The organism is Chondromyces apiculatus DSM 436, from assembly GCF_000601485.1.
In the GTDB taxonomy this organism is placed as follows: domain Bacteria; phylum Myxococcota_A; class Polyangia; order Polyangiales; family Polyangiaceae; genus Chondromyces; species Chondromyces apiculatus.
Window position 1 is genome coordinate 24,304 of the sequence record NZ_ASRX01000071.1, and the last position, 17,371, is coordinate 41,674.

The following is a 17,371-nucleotide window of genomic DNA, read 5'->3' on the forward strand; positions in this document are numbered from 1 at the left end:
ACGTTGACATGAAGCATCATGCGTCAAAGGTGGCGCGCCGAGCACCGCCTGCTGACGAGGAGCGCCATCCGTTTCTGATCGGGCTGGGGAGCCGGGTCCGGCTGTTCCGGGCGCGCCGGGGGCTGACGCGGAAGGCGCTGGCGCAGGAAGCGGAGGTGTCGGAGCGGCACCTGGCGAACCTGGAGACGGGGCTCGGCAATGCGTCGGTGCTGGTGCTGAAGCAGGTGGCGGATGCACTCGGGTGCACGCTGGCGGACCTGATGAGCGACGAGCCTGCGTCGTCGGCGGAGTGGACGCTGATCCGCGAGATCTTGCAGGGGCGCGACGAGGAGGCGCTGAAGCGGGCGCGGCTCGCGCTGGGGCGGCTGTTCCAGGGGAACGGGGCGGACCCGGACCGGAACGGGCGGCTGGCGCTGGTGGGGCTGAGGGGGGCCGGGAAGTCGACGCTGGGGAGGATGCTGGCGAGTGAGCTGGGGATGCCGTTCGTGGAGCTGACGCGGGAGATCGAGAAGCTTGCGGGGTGCCCGCCGAGCGAGATCCACGGGCTCTACGGGGCGAGCGCGTACCGGCGCTACGAGCTGCGGGCGCTGGAGGCGACGCTGGAGGAGCACCGGCGGGCGGTGATCGCGCTGCCGGGAGGGATCGTCTCGGAGTCGGCGACGTTCAACCTGCTGCTCGGGCGGTGCTTCACGGTGTGGCTGCAGGCGTCACCGGAGGACCACATGAAGCGGGTGGTGGCGCAGGGGGACGTGCGGCCGATGGCGGGGAGCCGCGAGGCGATGGAGGATCTGCGGGCGATCCTGGCGAGCCGGGCGGACTTCTACGCGCGGGCGGACATGGCCTTCAACACCAGCGGGAAATCGCTGGGGGAGAGCTTTCTGGGGCTCCGGGATGCACTGGCGGTCCGGCTGGGCAGCGGCAACATGCAGCATAGTGCTTGACCGGGTGAGGGGGAGGCAGTAGTTTGCAGGGATACGCCGGAACCGGGCGGTGATGTGCTGCGGGCGCTCGCCAGGGGAGTGAGGAGCGCCCGGCGCGGATCCTCTGCCTCGCATCTCCGGCGAAGGAGACGTGATGTCGGCTGATGCCCCCCGCGTGGATTACCGCACCGAGCCTTCGCAGTACAAACACTGGAAGCTCTCGTTCGACGGCCCCGTCGCCACCCTCGGCATGGACGTGGTGGAGGATGGAGGGCTGCGGGAAGGCTACAAGCTCAAGCTGAACTCGTACGACCTCGGGGTGGACATCGAGCTGCACGACGCGCTGCAGCGGATCCGCTTCGAGCACCCCGAGGTGCGGACGGTGGTGGTGACCAGCCTGAAGGACCGGGTGTTCTGCTCGGGGGCGAACATCTTCATGCTGGGGACCTCGTCGCACCCGTGGAAGGTGAACTTCTGCAAGTTCACGAACGAGACGCGCAACGGCATCGAGGACTCGAGCCGGCACTCGGGGCTGAAGTTCCTGGCGGCGGTGAACGGGGCGTGCGCGGGCGGCGGGTACGAGCTGGCGCTGGCGTGTGACGAGATCTACCTGATCGACGACAGGTCGTCGGCGGTGTCGCTGCCGGAGGTGCCGCTGCTCGGGGTGCTGCCGGGTACGGGTGGGCTCACCCGGGTGACGGACAAGCGCAAGGTGCGGCACGACAGGGCGGACATCTTCTGCACGACGGTGGAGGGGATCCGGGGGGAGCGGGCGAAGCAGTGGAAGCTCGTGGACGAGATCGCGAAGCCGGCGCAGTTCAAGGAGGTCGTGAAGGCCCGGGCGACGGAGCTGGCGAAGCAGAGCGACAGGCCGGCGGAGGGGAAGGGCGTGGCGCTGCCGCGGCTCACGCGGACCGAGAGCGCGGAGGGGATCGGCTACCGGTACGTGCAGGTGGCGATCGACAGGGCGCGGCGGACGGCGACGTTCGTGGTGAAGGCGCCGGAGGCGGCGCCGGCGACGGAGATCGCGGCCATCGAGGCGGAGGGGGCGGCGTGGTGGCCGCTCGCGGTGGCGCGGGAGCTGGACGACGCGATCCTGACCCTGAGGACCAACGATCTCGATCTGGGGACGTGGGTGCTGAAGACCGAGGGGAACGCGGCGCACGTGCTCGCGGCGGACGCGGCGCTCGTGCAGCACAAGGATCACTGGTTCGTGCGGGAGACGCTGGGGATGCTGCGGCGGACGCTGGCGCGGCTCGACGTGGCGTCGCGGACGCTGTTCGCGCTGGTGGAGCCGGGGTCGTGCTTCGCGGGGACGCTGGCGGAGCTGGCGTTCGCGGCGGACCGGACGTACATGTCCGCAGGCGGCGGCGAGGACGAGCCGCGGATCACGCTCTCGGAGGCGAACTTCGGGGCGCTGCCGATGGTGAATGGGCAGTCGCGGCTCGGGCGGCGTTTCTGCGAGGACGAGGCGCAGCTCAAGGCGGCGCGGGAGGCGATCGGCAAGGCGCTGAGCCCGGCAGAGGCGGACGCGCTGGGGCTGGTGACGGCGACGCCGGACGAGCTGGATTGGGCGGACGAGATCCGCATCGCGCTGGAGGAGCGGGCGGCGATGTCGCCGGATGCGCTCACCGGCATGGAGGCGAACCTGAGGTTCGCGGGGGTCGAGACCATGGAGACGCGGATCTTCGGGAGGCTCTCGGCCTGGCAGAACTGGATCTTCATCCGCCCGAATGCGGTCGGAGAGAAGGGCGCGCTCAAGGTGTACGGGAAAGGCGGGAAGGCGCAGTTCGACACGACGCGGGTCTGAAATCGGTGTCCCCCCTCATTACAGCCAGGAGTCAGCCATGACCTCGATCGATTACAGCGAAAAGATTCCGAACAACGTCAATCTCGCCGGAGACCGGACGCTGCAGCGCGCGCTGGAGCAATGGCAGCCGAACTTCATCTCCTGGTGGAAGGACATGGGGCCGGAGGGGTCGCAGGCGTTCGACGTGTACCTGCGCACGGCGGTGAGCGTGGATCCGGGCGGGTGGGCGCACTTCGATTACGTGAAGATGCCCGAGTACCGGTGGGGGATCTTCATGTCGCCGGCGCAGCAGGACCGGCAGATCCAGTTCGGGGAGCACAAAGGGCAGCCGGCGTGGCAGGAGGTGCCGGGCGAGCACCGGGCGAACCTGCGGCGGATCATCGTGACCCAGGGGGACACGGAGCCGGCGTCGGTGGAGCAGCAGCGGCACCTCGGGCTGACGGCGCCGTCGAGCTACGATCTGCGCAACCTGTTCCAGGTGAACGTGGAGGAGGGGCGGCACCTCTGGGCGATGGTGTACCTGCTCCAGCGGTACTTCGGGCGTGACGGGCGCGAGGAGGCCGAAGCCCTCCTCGGGCGGCGCTCGGGAGACCAGGACAACCCGCGGATCCTCGGGGCGTTCAACGAGCGGACGCCGGACTGGCTGGCGTTCTTCATGTTCACGTACTTCACGGACCGCGACGGCAAGTTCCAGCTCAGCGCGCTGGCCGAGTCGGGGTTCGATCCGCTGGCGCGGACGACGAAGTTCATGCTCACCGAAGAAGCGCACCACATGTTTGTGGGCGAGTCGGGCGTGTCGCGGGTCATCCAGCGGACATGTGCGGTGATGAACCAGCTCAAGACCGACGATCCACAGAAGCTGCGGGCGGCGGGGGTGATCGATCTGGAGACGGTGCAGCGCTACCTGAACTTCCACTACTCGGTGACGCTCGACCTGTTCGGGGCCGATCAGTCGTCGAACGCGGCGATGTTCTACAGCGCCGGGCTGAAGGGGCGGTTCGAGGAGAACAAGCGCTCCGACGATCACCAGCTCAAGGACGCGAGCTACAAGATCCTGGGGGTCGACGGGGGCGCGCTGGTGGAGCGCGAGGTGCCGATGCTGAACGCGCTGAACGAGGTGCTGCGCGACGACTTCATCAAGGACTCGATCGGCGGGGTGTCGCGCTGGAACAAGGTGATCGAGAAGGCGGGGATCCCGTTCCGCCTGGCGGTGCCGCACAAGGCGTTCAACCGGCAGATCGGGACCTTCGCGGGCCTCAAGGTGTCGCCAGACGGGCGGGTGGTCGGCCAGGAGGAGTGGCAGCGGAACCAGTCGGTCTGGCTGCCCACCGCAGAGGACCGGGCCTTCGTGGCGTCACTGATGGGTCGGGTGGTGGAGCCCGGGAAGTTCGCGAACTGGATCGCGCCGCCTCCCATGGGCATCAACAAGCAGCCCATCGAGTTCGAATACGTTCGTTTCAACTGAAACACACGAAGCGCGGCGGCAGGCAGGTCCGGGAGAGAAGGCCCAAGGAGCGAGGCGATGAGCGTTCACCTCGAAGTCATCAAGCAGCACCTGATCGATCCGGAGATCTGCATCCGCTGCAACACGTGCGAGGAGACGTGTCCCGTCGGGGCGATCACCCACGACGGGAAGAACTACGTGGTGAACGCCGAGCTCTGCAACCTGTGCATGGCGTGCGTGTCGCCCTGTCCCACGGGGGCGATCGACAACTGGCGGCAGATCCGCAAGGACGACGCCTACAGCGTCGACGAGCAGTACACCTGGGAGGAGCTGCCGAAGCAGACCACGATCGCGACGTCCGTGGAGCAGGGGGAGGCCGCCCCGAAGACGGACGAGGGGGGCGGCACAGACGGGGTCGAAGGCGGGATCGAGGTGGACACGGTGCTGGGGTCGACGCTGCCGCCATGGTCGGCAGCGCGGCCCTACGTGAACATCTACACGCACAAGGCGCCGATCACGGCGACGGTGGTGGGGAACTACCGGCTCACGGCGGAGACGTCGGAGAGCGACGTGCACCACATCGTGCTCGACTTCGGGCAGATGCCGTTCCCGGTGCTGGAGGGGCAGTCGATCGCGGTGTTGCCGCCGGGGGCGACGGCCGAGGGGAGGGCGCACCACGCGCGGCAGTACTCCATCGCCAGCGCGCGGGACGGGGAGCGGCGGGGGTACAACAACCTGTCCTTGACCGTGAAGCGGGTGGTGAGCGACGCGCAGGGGCAGGCGCGGGGCGGGGTGTGCTCGAACTACCTGTGCGATCTGAAGAAGGGGGACACGGTGCAGGTGATCGGGCCGTTCGGGAGCAGCTTCCTGATGCCGAACCACCCGAACTCGCACCTCCTGATGATCTGCACCGGGACGGGCTCGGCGCCGATGCGGGCGATGACCGAGTACCGGCGGCGGCGGCGGCTGAAGGGCGCGACGGGGAAGCTGATGCTGTTCTTCGGGGCGCGGACGCGGGAGGAGCTGCCGTACTTCGGGCCGCTGATGAACCTGCCGAAGGACTTCATCGACGTGAACCTGGCGTTCTCGCGGACGCAAGGGCAGCCGAAGAAGTACGTGCAGGATCTGATGCGGGAGCGGGCCGAGGAAGTGGCGGGGATGCTGCGCGACGAAAACACGTACATCTACGTGTGCGGGCTGAAGGGGATGGAGGAGGGCGTGCTGCAGGCGCTCGCGGACATCGCCAACCAGAGCGGGCAGCCGTGGGAGCCGCTGTGGAAGAAGCTGAAGCAGCTCGGGCGGCTCCACCTGGAGACGTATTGATTCCCACGGCAGGGGCTCGCGCCCCCGCCCCCCACCGAGCAAAGCTCGTCGGGGCCCCCACTCCGCGATCCACTTGCGGTCCCCGGAGCGCTCTGCCGCTCCGGGCCTGACGCCCGTCGCCTCGGGAAGCGGACAGTATCCCCGGCCGTCTGGTTGAGCGTCACGTCGCGCTGATCGATGCGGTGATCCCGCGATCGCGAGGGGCGTTCGTCGTCGACGGGGGTGCCGGGGGGCGGGTAGCCTGCGCGCGATGAAGCTCGGTGGTGCCAAGGGCATGGGGCGTCCGCGTGCGCGGACGGCGGTTCGGTTCCTGGGCGGCGCGGTGTGCGCGGCGCTCCTGTCGTCGGTGGTCGGCGCGTCGGTGGTCGGCTGCGGGTCGGACGAGGAGGGCGATGGCTCCGGCGGCGGTGGCCAGGGAGGGCAGGGAGGGCAGGGGACCGGGGGAGACGGCGCCGGGGGCGGAGGGCAGGGGGGCCAGGGGGGCGGCAGCGACGAGCGATACCTGCTCCGGGTGCAGCTCTACCCCTACATTCCGGACGCGGCGGAAGATCAGTTCGCGGGGATGCTGCAGCGGCTGGAGAGCGAGTTCGAGGCGCTCCATCCGGAGGTGGACCTGGATCTGAATCCACCGTGCTTCGTGGACGACATCTACGATCCGGAGGCGATCGGTAGAGGTCTGTCGGGCGAGGGCTCGGCGTGCCTGCTCGAACTGGCGGAGGTGGATACGAGCCTGCTCGGGGAGGTGGTGGCGACGGGGGCGGCGCGGCCGTGGGGGGGGCTGCCGCAGGACCGGACCTTCCACGCGGCATCGATCACGGCGTCGACCCACGAGGGGGCGCTGTACGGGGTGCCGCACTGGATGTGCGGTCACTTCGTGTTCTCGCGGGACGCGGCGGTGGCGGGGGCGCAGACGGTGGACGCGCTGGTGCAGGCGCTCGACGATCTGCAGACGCCAGGGCCGAACATGGCGGGGACCATGCTCGGGAGCTGGAACCTGCCGTCGCTGTACCTGGATGCATGGGCCGACACCAACGGGCCGGAGGGGGTGGCCTCGGCGATCTCGGACGCAACGTACGATCCGGCGACGCTGGAGGCGATGATGACCTTCGCGTCGACCTGCGAGAGCAACGGGGAGAACCCCTGCCTGAACGGGACCTACGATCCGGACGCGGCGGGGGATCCGGGGATGGCGCTGTTCGCGGCGGGGGAGGCGGACGCTGCGTTCGGGTTCTCGGAGCGGCTGCACACGATCCTGAAGGGGCTGCCGGTGGGGAGCGAGCCGGAGGAGATCCAGGTCTCGTCGGCGCCGATCGGGGACGGGAATCACCCGCTGCTGTTCACCGACAGCTTCGTGCTGAGCGCGCGGTGCACGGGCGGGTGCGCCGACGCGGCGGAGGCGTTCGTGGCGTACATGAGCCTGCCGAGCACGTACGGGTGGGTGCTGTCGAGCGAGGACGCGCCGGAGGCGACGCGGGTGCCGCGCTACCTGATGGCGCCGGTGCTGGAGGCGTACGAGAGGCCGGAGCTCAGCGCGGATCCGTTCTACCCGCGGATCAACGCGCTGACGGCTGCTGGGACGAGCTTCCCGAACGTGGGGCTGTACCCGGTGAAGGACGCGATGCGGGACGACCTGCTGGCGACGCTGGCGCCTGATCCGGCGCCGTCACCGGCGCCGTCACCGTCGTCGGTGCGCGCGCGTGTGCCGCTTCAGGGTGGGCCGTCGGGTAGCGCCGGCAAGGTGAAGTAGAAGGTGGAGCCCTCGCCCGGCACGGAGTCGGCGCGCATCTGGCCGCCGTGGCGCTCGACGATCTTCTTGCAGAGGGCGAGGCCGATGCCGGTGCCGGGGTACTCCTCCTGGGTGTGCAGGCGCTGGAAGAGGGCGAAGATGCGGTCCGCGTAGCGGGGGTCGAAGCCGATGCCGTTGTCGCGGACCGAGAAGAGCCAGCTCCCGTCTTCGTGACGGGAGGCGCTGACGTGGACGCGCGGGGGGGTCTCGCCGCGGTACTTCAGGGCGTTGCCGATGAGGTTCTGGAGGAGCTGGAGGAGCTGACGGGGGTCGGCGGCGACGGTGGGGAGGGGGTCGTGGGTGATGGTGGCGCCGCTCTCGGCGAGGGCCGCCTGGAGGTTGGCGAGGGCCTGGCCGAGGAGGTCGTTGCAGTCGATGGCGTTCTCGGCGGCGGGGGCGCTGCCGAGGCGTGAGACTTCGAGCAGGCCCTTGATGAGGGCTTGCATGCGGCTCGTGCCGTCGGTGATGAAGCGGAGGAAGTCGTCGGCGTCGGGGTCGAGGCGGCCCTGGTAGCGGCGGGCGATGAGCTGGGCGTAGCTCATCACGGTGCGGAGGGGCTCCTGGAGGTCGTGGGAGGCGGCGCGGGCGAACTGTTCGAGCTCGGCGTTGGAGCGCGAGAGCGCGGTGGCCTTCCTGGCGAGTTCCTCCTCGGCGAGCTTGCGGATGAAGATCTCGCGCTGGAGCTGCTGGTTGGCGGCCACCAGCTCGGCGGTGCGCTCCTCGATCTTCTGGGCGAGGGTGCGCGCCAGCTCCTCCTCGTGCTCCTTCTCCTTGCGGAGGAGCGCTTCGCGGACGCGCGCGGCCTCGGCGGCGAGGCGGTCCTGTTCGGCGGCGAGGCGGCTCTCCTGCTCGTCGGTCTTGGCGCGGGCGAAGTCCTCGAAGGCGGAGAGGAGGAAGCCGAGGATCTGCTGCTTGTCGGCGGTGACGCGGAGGTGCTGGCCGCGGAAGATCATGTCATCGGGGCCGGAGCCGCTCTCGCGGTGGGCGCGCTTGGCGAGGGTCTGGTGGATGCGGTCGACGAGGGAGCGGGTCTCGTAGGGCTTGGTGACGTAGTTGTCGGCGCCGCACTCCAGGCCCTGGAGGATGTCGGTGAGGTCGTTGAGGGAGGTCAGGAGGATGACGGGCAAGGCGTGGAGCGCGGGGTCGGCCTTGATGGCGCGGCACAGGTCGAAGCCGGAGAGGCCGGGCATGACGATGTCGCTGAGCACGAGGTCGAAGTGGCCCTCACCGAGGCGGGAGAGCGCGGCGCGCGCGTTGGCAGCGCGTTCGGCCTCGAAGCCTTCCCGGACGAGGGTGAGCCTCAGCTCTGCAGCCTGGGTGGCGCTGTCCTCCACGATGAGCACGCGTGACATGAGGTCTCCTCGGCGGAACCGGTGGTGAGAGCGGCCGTGGTCGGCGCACACCGGGGCGCACCAGCAGGGGCGCGGGTGACATCGTGGCAGACTGTCCGCGAGGTTCCGTAGAGGTTGGATGTTGGCGGGGCGTCCGCGGAGGTGCGGCAGGACATGGGGGCTTCTTCAGGAGACGCCTGGCCCGTGGCGCGCAGCTTCCGGACCGCGTTCAGGGGGAGCGCTCCGCGAAGACCGGGGATCGCTGCCGCTGCCGGAAGGGAGGGGCGGCGATACGCTGGTGACAGGCCAGCGTGCACGCCGAGCGGGTGGCGCACACTGGCTGGAGACCCCATGTAGAGTAGCCATATGGGCCAGCTTGCGAGGCGCTTCGACATCCTGCTGATCGACGACAGCGCGAGCGATGCGCGCCTGGTGCGGGAAGCGCTCGGCGGTACGGAGGCGCGCTCCAGGCTCAGCGTTGCCTCGAACGGGGTGGAGGGGGTGGCGTTCCTGCGTCGGCAGGGCAAGTATGTCGGTGCGCCCAGACCGGACCTGATCCTGCTCGATCTGAACCTGCCCAAGAAGAACGGGGCCGAAGTGCTCCAGGAGATCAAGGCCGACGAGGCGCTGATGCACATCCCCGTGGTGGTGCTGTCGAGCTCTGCGTCGCAAGAGGACGTGCAGCGGGCATATGGATTGCACGCGAATTGCTACGTAACGAAGCCTGGCGATCTGGACTGCTTCATCCAGGTGATACGCACGATCGAGGAGTTCTGGCTCACGACCGCGCAGCTCTTGAGTGATTGAGTGACCATGGAAGCTCGTTCCATCAGCATTCTCCTCGTGGAGGACAACCCTGCGGACGCCCGCCTGTTGCGCGAGATGGTGTCCGAGGCAGCCGCGTCGGATCTGGAGGTGGTCCACGTGGATCGGGTCGCGCTCGCGCTGAAGGCGATCGCGGAGCGGGCCTTCGACGTGGTGCTGCTCGATCTGTCGCTGCCTGACAGCTTCGGGTTCGAGGGCTTCGTCAAGATTCACATGGCGGCCCCGGCGCTGCCGATCGTCATCCTCTCGAACCTCGACGACGAGGAGCTGGCGCTGCGGGCCGTGCACGAGGGCGCGCAGGACTACCTGCCCAAGGGAAAGATCACGGCGCCGTCCCTGGTGAGGGCGGTGCGCTACGCCGTGGAGCGGGGGCGGCGAGAGGCTGCTCAGCTCGCGAGCGTGGTGGCGCAGCGGGGGGCGATGCCGGCCTCGGTCGCGGTGCCGACGGTGGGTGAGCCGGCGCTGGGCGGAGCGCCGACGGTGGGTGGAGCACCGACGGTGGGCGGAGCGCCGACGGTGGGTGCACGGCCGACGGTGGGTGGGCCGTCTGGGGGCGCGGGGCAGGGAGGGGCGCCGCTGCAAGGAGGCTGGGCAGTCCCGGGGACTCCGCCGGGTGTGGTGCCCGAAGGAACGCCGCCCTCGGGGTGGTCGCCTGCCATCGGTCAGGCGCAGACGGTGCGCGCCGGGGCGCGGCCCCAGGCGGAGAACCTGCCCACGGGGACGCGCATCGGCAACTATGCGATCACCGGCCGCATCGGTCGCGGCGGGATGGGCGTGGTCTACGAGGCGGAGAACACCATCCTGCGGCGCAAGGTGGCGATCAAGGTGATGCCGGATGCGCTCGCGAAGGATCCGGATGCGCTGCGGCGTTTCCAGCGAGAGGCGCGGGCGGCGGCGCAGATCGATCACCCGAACGTGGTGGGGATCTACGACATCGGCGAGTGGCAAGGGGCCTACTTCATCGCCATGCCGCTCATCCGCGGCAGCAGTGTGCAGGGGCTGATCGCGGCGGGTGGGCCGCTCCACTGGCGGCAGGCCACGGAGGTCACGGCAGATGTCTGCCGTGGGCTCGCTGCGGCGCACGCGGCAGGCGTGGTGCACCGGGACATCAAGCCGGACAACATCCTGCTCGGCACGGACGGGGTGGTGCGGATCGCCGACTTCGGGCTGGCCCAGGCGGTGGCCTCCGGCGATTCGATGGTGTCTGCCAGCGATGCGCTGGGGGTGATCGCGGGGACGCTGCACTACATGAGCCCCGAGCAGTGCCAGGGAGAGCGGGTGGGACCGGCAAGCGACATCTACTCGCTGGGCGCCGCCTACCACGCGATGCTGGTGGGCAAACCGCCTTACGAGGGTGACAGCAAGCGCATCCTCTGGGGGCACTGCTTCTGCTCGCCGCCCTCGGTGCACACGCTGAAGACGGATGTGCCCGAGGTCTGCGCGACCATCATCGGCAAGGCGATGGCGCGCAACCCGGCGGCGAGGTTCCCGAGCGTGGAGCGCATGCTCGCGGAGCTGGAGCGGGCGCTCTTCGAGGCGACGCCAGCAGTCGCCATGTCCTGACCCTGCACGTCACTGCCTGGGTGCAGTGGGTCTATCCTCTTCCAGTAGGGCAAGATGAGGGGGAAGGCCGCGACAGAAAGTGCACACCCCGGGGTGAGAACGTCTGTTTGTGGTGATAGGTCATGGCTTGTTCCCGTAAGGATGCGGCGCCATGGCCACGAAGAAGACCTCCAGAGGGGGAGACGCTCCTTCCAGCAGTGATGCGCAGGCTCAGCCAGCGCCCGGCGGCATGGGCGTGTACCCCGGGATGATGCCCGGAATGGCACCCGGGATGGTGCCTGGAGGAATGCCGGGCGCGATGCCGGGAATGGCGCCAGGGATGCCGTACGGGATGGGAGCGGGAGGGATGCCGGGCGGGGTGCCAGGGATGGCACCCGGGATGATGCCGGGGATGGCGCCCGGGATGATGCCGGGGATGATGCCGGGGATGGGGATGCCCATGGGGGGGAACCCCATGATGGCGATGATGCAGATGATGCAGATGATGATGGGGGGAATGGTGGCGCCGCCCCTGGATCCGTCTGCCATTCCCTTCGCTGGCGGGGCGGCCACGGCCGAGGCGGGCGCAGGGCTGGACGCGGACATCATCCGGCCGTCGCTGATCGCCGACCGCATCAAGACGCAGGAGGCCGTGAAGCTCGGGTCGGTGCTGGACCTGCTCTGCCTGACCGAGGACGGCAAGAACGCGCTCGGGGGGGTGCCGAAGGGGTGCACCATCGCGCTCGCGGGGCCGCCGGGGAAGGGCAAGACGCGGTCGGCGCTGGCCGGGATGGCGCGGGTCGCGCAGGGGGGGCAGAAGGTGGCGTTCGTGATCGCCGAGGAGGGCTTCCACGACGAGGAGGGATCGGGGCGCGACGACCTCTGCTCGCGGATGACCAAGATCGGGATGGCCGCGACGCAGCTCGACGAGGAGACGTTCGCCAAGGAGGTGCTGGAGAACGTCTTCGTGCTGGAGAGCCAGTACCACAAGGGCCAGAGCTGGGACGATTTCGTCGGCAAGTACCGCTACCTGGTGGAGCGGGAGAACATCCGGTTCGTGGTGATCGACTCGCTGAACATGCTCGATCCGACGAAGAACCGGACGGCCGACAACCTGTCGGCGCTGAAGACGTACAACCACTCGAAGGGGATCACCTGCATCTGCATCGGTCAGATCCGGGACACGGGCCTGCCGGTGGGCGGAGAGGCGCTGCAGCACACGGCAGACGTGGTGTTCCTGATCGAGGAGATGAGCCTCGGCTCCAAGGAGCAGGCGGAGCAGTGGGGCGGGAAGTACCGCGAGAAGATCGACGTGATCAGCGCGGTGAAGAGCGTGACGACGCCGATCTTCCCGCACCCCATCCGCGTCTCCCGGGAGCCCGGGACGGGGCTGATGGGGGTGCACGCGGCGCAGCCCGCGGACTACGCGGTGCTGCCGGCGAGGTGAGGCCGTGAAGTTCGTCGAGGCGGATGACATCCGGGGCTGGTTCGCCCGGACGGCGCACCTGTCCGATGTGCTGCGCTCCATCGGGGAGCGGCAGCTCGAAGGGAGCTACATCGAGCGGGTGGTGGGGATGCCGGTCCACCTGCGCTTCCTGGTGGAGAGGCTCTCGCGGGAGCGGGTGGCCCAGGGCAAGAGCCCGGAGGTGCCCGCCTCGGCGCTCGATGCGATCCCGTTCCATGCGCTGTGCACCGGGTTCTTCCTGCCGCTCAGCGGGATGGCGCCGGAGCGCGCGGCGCAGCTCTTCGGGATGCGGATCGGGCCGCCTCCGGACACCGCGGGGCGCGAGGCGCTGCTGGGGCAGCTCCTCGGCAAGAAGCTCGGGCTGAGCACGGAGCAGAAGATCGCCTGCATCCTGGGGGACCCGTTCATGGGCCGGTCGGGGACGTTCCAGCGCGACAGCCTGGTGCGCTTGCTGATGAGCGTGCAGCTCATCGGGTGGCGGGAGGTGCTGGATCGGCTCTCGGCGGTGGGCGACGTGGCCGTGCTGTTCGCGATGGCGCGGCCGAGCCTGACCCTGGAGCCGGCGCTGACGGCGGCCGAGGTGCTGGAGGTGCTCCGGTTTCTGCCCGACGCGCGGCGCAACGCGAAGTTCGAGATCCTGCGCGCGCTCCTCGCCCGGTGCGGGAAGGTGGAGGCGTACTTCCTGGCCAAGCTGCTCCTGCGCAAGGCAGGGTTCGGGTTCGACTACCAGGGGCCCCTCATCGCGCGGATGCTCGCGGGGACCTACGGGGCCTCCGAGGAGGCCGTGTCCCACGCGATGGCGCTGACCGATGCGTTCCACGTGGCGCGGGTGCTCTCGCAGGAGGGACCGGCAGGGCTGCGGAAGATCCAGCTCCAGCCGCTGGTGGCGGTGCGTCCCGCGCTGGCGAGCGGGACGACGGACGAGATCAAGAAGCTGCCGGTGTGGGTGGAGCGCAAGTACGACGGCATCCGGTTGATGCTCCACAAGTCGACCGATGCGCGGGGGGCGATGCTGTGCGGCGCGTACACGCGCAACCGCGGTGACTGGCTGGAGCTGGTGGCGGGGCTCGACCTGACCATCAAGAGCCTGGGCGCCAGGAACGCGATCGTGGACGGGGAGCTCCACGGCACGGTGATCGATCTGGAAGGTCCGCGGCCGGCGACGGTGTACGAGGTGTACGCGGCGCTGCAGGGGGAGCGGGCCACGCCGGTGAGCCTGAAGTACGCGGCGTTCGATCTGATCTACCTGAACGGGCAGGACCTCACGGGGCTGCCGCTCTCCGAGCGTCGGCGGTGGCTGTCGATGCTGGTCGCGCCGCTCGCGGGGATGCCGCTCCCCGTGCCCGTGGGGCTCGCGGACGGGCAGCTCGCCGCGACGCGTGAGGACGTGAGCCGGCTCTACCACCACTTCCGCGCGCAACGGTACGAGGGGATCGTGGTGAAGGACCTGGAGGGCCGCTACCGGCTCTCGGAGCGGGACCCTACCTGGCTCAAGCGCAAGCCGGAGATCACCCTGGATCTGGTGCTCACCGGCGCGGTGCTGGCGGTGACCACGAAGGAGCGGGTGGGCGCGTTCGGTTCGTACGTGATCGCGGCGCGCGGCGACGCTGGGTTCGAGGATGTGGGCGACGTGGCGGGCGTGGACCGGGAGCGCGACGCGGAGATCCAGGCGGAGATCCTGCGGGAAGGGCTGCTCACGGGGCGGCGCATCGAGCGCAAGAGCGCCTCGGGGGCGCGGGCCGGCTACGAGTTGCGGCCCTACGTGGTGGTGACCGTGAAGTTCGAGGGGATCGCGCGTGACAGCGACGGGCGGCTCACCCTGCGGGACCCGAAGATCGCGATGATCCGCGCCGACAAGCCGGCAGAAGAGGCAGACCACGTGCGGGCGCTCGAGGAGATCTACCTAGAGCAGCGGGTGGGCTGAGCGTCAGACGGAGATCCCGAGGGACAGCTTCGCCATCTGGCCGATGAGGGTGGCGTCGTCAGAGACCGAGGTGAGCAGGGGAGAGAGGGCAGCTTCCAGGGGCTCGACCTCGGTGTAGCCGAGGATGCGGGCCATGCTGTGGGCGGCGTCGCTGGTCAGCTCTTGCTCGGTGGCGATGGCGACGGCTGCCGCTGCGCCGATGCGGCCCTCGGCGGCCGGGAAGGCGGCGTTGCAGAGCGACTCCAGGATCTCCTCGGCGAGCCTCGGCATCAGGCCCACCTGGGCGAGCGCGGTGCGCGCGAGCAGGGCGGCGAGCGTGGCAGCCTCGGCGCGCAGGGACTCCATCACCGGCTGGCCGAGGAGCCCGTTCCACCGGGCGATCTCCTGGGCGCGGCTCGCCTCGAACTCGCCGGCAGGCGCCTCGGACACGGGGAGGAGCTGGGCGAGCAGTTCCGTGGCGCGCTCGTCGAGGGGGATCCTCCGGATCGTGACCAGGTCGTGGATGCGCAGGAATCCGAGGAGCAGGCGCGTGGTGGCGTCGCGGAGCAGCGGCGAGAGGGCGACGCCGATCTCCGCGAGCGAGGCCCCACGCGGCGGCACGATGGAGGCGGTGACGTTGCGCAGGCTGCTCGAGATGGAGCGGCGCCGCTGCGAGACGGAGCCCGGGCCGCCGCGATGGCTGACCGAGGAAGGAGGGCCGGGCACGCTGCCGGGAGGAAGGACGCTGCTCACCGGGGGCAGGGCGCTGGGAGGGATGGCGCTCGGCAGGGCGCTGGGAGGGATGGTGCCGGGCGGGATGATGCTCGGCGGGATGATGCTCGGCGGGATGGACGCGGGCGCCATGGACGCGGGGGGCATGGAGCCCGGGAGGATGGTGCTCGACGGGCGCCCCGTCGACACCAGCGGGGGACCTGGCGTCGCGTACGTCGCCGTGGGGGAGTAAGGCGTGACGCTGCTCGGCGGTGGCGTGGTGGCGGGGAGGCGGATGTCTCCTGCTGCGCCGGGGGGAGGCAGGGTGGAGGCCCGCCTGCGGGTGTTGCCGCCAAGCTCTCCGAGGACGTGGAGGGCCGCGATGTCCAGGCTGCGGAGCGCCGGGAGCCCGGCCGGAAGGCGGGTGGTCAGGGTGGCGCTGATGCTCTGCTCGTTCCCGAGGAGGTGCTCGTGACCCGGGACCTCGTGAAAGAGGAGCTCCGCCAGATGGGCGCAGCGATCCGCGGCGTCGTCGGCGTCGGCCTGTGTCTGAGCATCACGAAAATGAACGGTCAGCTTGGCGCGGACCCGACGGTGGTCGCGCGTCTCCGCCGTGACGACCCGGGAGGCGGTCTCCACCTCCGCAGGGTCCCGTCCGAACGGCCAGAATCCCATGCCGCCCATTGTGGCGCGAACCGGGGGTCGCGCGCGAGAATCTCGCTGCGGATGACCGCTCCGGTCCGTCCAGGCCGGGTGTCTGTGGCGTCGTACTCTGGCCGACGGTTCGCGACCCCGCCCGTTCCGGCGTGCTGTCAGTGGGGAGCGCTGAGGCGGGTGAGCTGCGCCGCGACGGCCCGGGCATCCTCGGGCCGACCTTCGGGAGACTTCGAGAGCATCCGCTCCAGCAGATCGCTGAGCTCCTGCGAGACCTCCGGGCGCACCGATCGGGCGGGAGGTACCTCCTGGCTCACCACCGCCATCAGCCGCGCCACCATGTCGTCGCCGAGGAAGGCATCGCGGCCGGTGACGCACCGGAAGAGCACGCATCCGAGCGAGAAGACGTCGGCGCGCGCGTCGACCGAGCTCTTTCCGCGCGCTTGCTCGGGAGCCATGTAGCCGGGGGTGCCGATCATGTCGCCGGGCGTGGTGAGCTGGTTGCTGTCGAGGGTGGGGCGGGAGACGCCGAAGTCGAGCAGCTTCACCTGGTGGATGTCGCCGCCGGGGAGGAACAGGTTGGTGGGCTTGAGGTCGCGGTGGATGATGCCGCGCTCGTGGGCAGCGCCGAGGGTGGTCGCGACCCGCAGCGCGAGCGCCACGCTCTCCGCGATGGTGAGCGCTGGCTCGCGGGCGAGGCGCCTGGCGAGGCTCTCGCCTTCCAGCCACTCGGTCGCCAGGTAGGCGTTGCCCTCGCTGTCCGTGCCGTGCGCGACGTAGGCCACCACGCCCGGGTGGGCGAGATCCGAGAGGATGCGGGCCTCCCGCTCGAAGCGCGCGTCGTCCCGCTCGGGGCCTCCCCGCAGGAGCTTGAGCGCGACCGGGTGCCCGGTCACGCGGTCGTGCGCGAAGTAGACGTCGCCGCTCGCGCCCGAAGCTGCGCGCCGGGTGAGCTCGAAGCGGTCGGCGATCACCTCGCGGGGACGCACCGAGTTGCGGGGCTCGCTGGTGGGGGGCGAGGCGGAGCGCGGGGCGCTGGTGGGGGGCGAGGCGGAGCGCGGGGCGCTGGTGATGGGCGAGGGGGACCGTGCGGGGGGCGCGGCCAGGGTCGGGGCGTCGTGAGGGGCGTCGTAGAGGGAGATCGCCGCCTGTCCCTGCGGCTTCTGCGTCCGCTCCGCGGTGAAGAGCTGGTTCACGAAGGAGAGGACGTCGTCGCGGTGGTGGCGGACCAGAAACTCGTGCTTGAACGCGGCCTTCACCACCAGGTCCGGGCCGACCACGAAGGTGACGCGGCGGGCGACGCGGAGCAGGGGGCGCAGCACGCCCCACGCCTTGCTGATCTTCTTGTCAGGGTCCGGTACGAGCGGGAAGGGGGCCCGCGTGGTGCTGGCGAACCGGCACTGGGTGGGCATGTCGTCCGTACTGACGCCCACGACCTTCGCGCCCGCGAGCATCAGCTCGAGGTAGTTCTCCCGGAAGAGGACCGTCTCGGCGCTGCAGTTGGGGGTGAACGCCTTCGGGTAGAAGTAGATCACCGTGCAGAGGGACGTCTGCGCGGAGAGCACGAAGCGTTCGCCGTCGCTTGAGATCGCGTCGATATCCGGCGCGCGGTCACCGACATGGAGCATGCGCCGGTACTCTGCCGCAAGTCGCCCCC

13 protein-coding genes are annotated in these 17,371 nt (G+C 70.0%); 9 read left to right on the forward strand and 4 right to left on the reverse strand.

Annotated features, from left to right (window positions below; translation table 11 throughout):
* The first annotated feature begins 8 nt into the window (after nt 1–8).
* From CAP_RS34305 to CAP_RS34325, 5 genes are all read left to right on the forward strand, one after another.
* Nucleotides 9–941, forward strand: a complete 933-nt coding sequence (locus tag CAP_RS34305; RefSeq protein ID WP_044248663.1) for a helix-turn-helix transcriptional regulator — start codon at nt 9–11, stop codon at nt 939–941.
* 133 nt (nt 942–1,074) lie between these two features.
* Nucleotides 1,075–2,730 carry a 2,3-epoxybenzoyl-CoA dihydrolase gene (boxC, locus tag CAP_RS34310; RefSeq protein ID WP_044248665.1) on the forward strand — a complete coding sequence of 552 codons (1,656 nt, stop codon included), beginning with the start codon at nt 1,075–1,077 and terminating at the stop codon, nt 2,728–2,730.
* Between the two features lie 37 nt (nt 2,731–2,767).
* Complete coding sequence (gene boxB, locus CAP_RS34315; RefSeq protein WP_044248667.1) at nt 2,768–4,195, forward strand: benzoyl-CoA 2,3-epoxidase subunit BoxB; 1,428 nt, start codon at nt 2,768–2,770, stop codon at nt 4,193–4,195.
* A 57-nt stretch (nt 4,196–4,252) separates the two neighbouring features.
* A complete protein-coding gene (gene boxA, locus CAP_RS34320; RefSeq protein WP_044248670.1) occupies nt 4,253–5,497 on the forward strand; it encodes a benzoyl-CoA 2,3-epoxidase subunit BoxA in 1,245 nt (414 codons plus the stop codon).
* Between the two features lie 250 nt (nt 5,498–5,747).
* Nucleotides 5,748–7,244, forward strand: coding sequence for a type 2 periplasmic-binding domain-containing protein (locus tag CAP_RS34325; protein WP_052376510.1), 1,497 nt, complete (start codon nt 5,748–5,750; stop codon nt 7,242–7,244).
* Here CAP_RS34325 and CAP_RS46175 read toward each other — a convergent pair.
* Entirely contained in the window at nt 7,205–8,635 is a 1,431-nt protein-coding gene (locus tag CAP_RS46175) for an ATP-binding protein (RefSeq protein ID WP_052376511.1), read from the reverse strand. The genes CAP_RS34325 and CAP_RS46175 overlap by 40 nt on opposite strands.
* 345 nt (nt 8,636–8,980) lie before the next feature.
* Between CAP_RS46175 and CAP_RS34335 the strand changes: the two genes are divergently transcribed.
* Nucleotides 8,981–9,421, forward strand: a complete 441-nt coding sequence (locus CAP_RS34335; protein ID WP_044248673.1) for a response regulator — start codon at nt 8,981–8,983, stop codon at nt 9,419–9,421.
* Nucleotides 9,422–9,427: 6 nt separating this feature from the next.
* Nucleotides 9,428–11,002, forward strand: coding sequence for a protein kinase domain-containing protein (locus tag CAP_RS46180; protein ID WP_156041395.1), 1,575 nt, complete (start codon nt 9,428–9,430; stop codon nt 11,000–11,002).
* Between the two features lie 210 nt (nt 11,003–11,212).
* On the opposite strand, the gene CAP_RS52835 is transcribed toward CAP_RS46180, so the two are convergent.
* On the reverse strand, nt 11,213–11,458 hold the full coding sequence (locus tag CAP_RS52835; RefSeq protein WP_197041480.1) for a hypothetical protein: 246 nt from the start codon (nt 11,456–11,458) through the stop codon (nt 11,213–11,215).
* Between CAP_RS52835 and CAP_RS46190 the strand changes: the two genes are divergently transcribed.
* Complete coding sequence (locus CAP_RS46190; protein ID WP_197041481.1) at nt 11,442–12,428, forward strand: RAD55 family ATPase; 987 nt, start codon at nt 11,442–11,444, stop codon at nt 12,426–12,428. The genes CAP_RS52835 and CAP_RS46190 overlap by 17 nt on opposite strands.
* Nucleotides 12,429–12,432: 4 nt before the next feature.
* Nucleotides 12,433–14,370 (forward strand): ATP-dependent DNA ligase, encoded by a 1,938-nt coding sequence (locus CAP_RS34350; protein WP_044248675.1) that lies wholly within the window; start codon nt 12,433–12,435, stop codon nt 14,368–14,370.
* A 3-nt stretch (nt 14,371–14,373) separates the two neighbouring features.
* Here the strand turns inward: CAP_RS34350 and CAP_RS34355 are convergent, their stop codons facing one another.
* Both CAP_RS34355 and CAP_RS34360 read right to left on the reverse strand, forming a co-directional pair.
* Entirely contained in the window at nt 14,374–15,735 is a 1,362-nt protein-coding gene (locus CAP_RS34355; RefSeq protein ID WP_156041397.1) for a hypothetical protein, read from the reverse strand.
* Between the two features lie 137 nt (nt 15,736–15,872).
* Nucleotides 15,873–17,342, reverse strand: coding sequence for a protein kinase domain-containing protein (locus tag CAP_RS34360; RefSeq protein ID WP_044248680.1), 1,470 nt, complete (start codon nt 17,340–17,342; stop codon nt 15,873–15,875).
* Nucleotides 17,343–17,371: the final 29 nt, after the last annotated feature.

Coding starts and splice junctions, on each gene's coding strand:
- boxB (WP_044248667.1), top strand. CDS start 2,768: ATGACCTCGATCGATTACAGCGAAAAGATTCCGAACAACGTCAATCTC.
- CAP_RS46175 (WP_052376511.1), bottom strand. CDS start 8,635: ATGTCACGCGTGCTCATCGTGGAGGACAGCGCCACCCAGGCTGCAGAG.
- CAP_RS52835 (WP_197041480.1), bottom strand. CDS start 11,458: ATGGGGTTCCCCCCCATGGGCATCCCCATCCCCGGCATCATCCCCGGC.
- CAP_RS34360 (WP_044248680.1), bottom strand. CDS start 17,342: ATGCTCCATGTCGGTGACCGCGCGCCGGATATCGACGCGATCTCAAGC.
- boxA (WP_044248670.1), top strand. CDS start 4,253: ATGAGCGTTCACCTCGAAGTCATCAAGCAGCACCTGATCGATCCGGAG.
- CAP_RS46190 (WP_197041481.1), top strand. CDS start 11,442: ATGGGGGGGAACCCCATGATGGCGATGATGCAGATGATGCAGATGATG.
- CAP_RS34305 (WP_044248663.1), top strand. CDS start 9: ATGAAGCATCATGCGTCAAAGGTGGCGCGCCGAGCACCGCCTGCTGAC.
- CAP_RS34355 (WP_156041397.1), bottom strand. CDS start 15,735: ATGGGATTCTGGCCGTTCGGACGGGACCCTGCGGAGGTGGAGACCGCC.
- boxC (WP_044248665.1), top strand. CDS start 1,075: ATGTCGGCTGATGCCCCCCGCGTGGATTACCGCACCGAGCCTTCGCAG.
- CAP_RS34325 (WP_052376510.1), top strand. CDS start 5,748: ATGAAGCTCGGTGGTGCCAAGGGCATGGGGCGTCCGCGTGCGCGGACG.
- CAP_RS34335 (WP_044248673.1), top strand. CDS start 8,981: ATGGGCCAGCTTGCGAGGCGCTTCGACATCCTGCTGATCGACGACAGC.
- CAP_RS46180 (WP_156041395.1), top strand. CDS start 9,428: ATGGAAGCTCGTTCCATCAGCATTCTCCTCGTGGAGGACAACCCTGCG.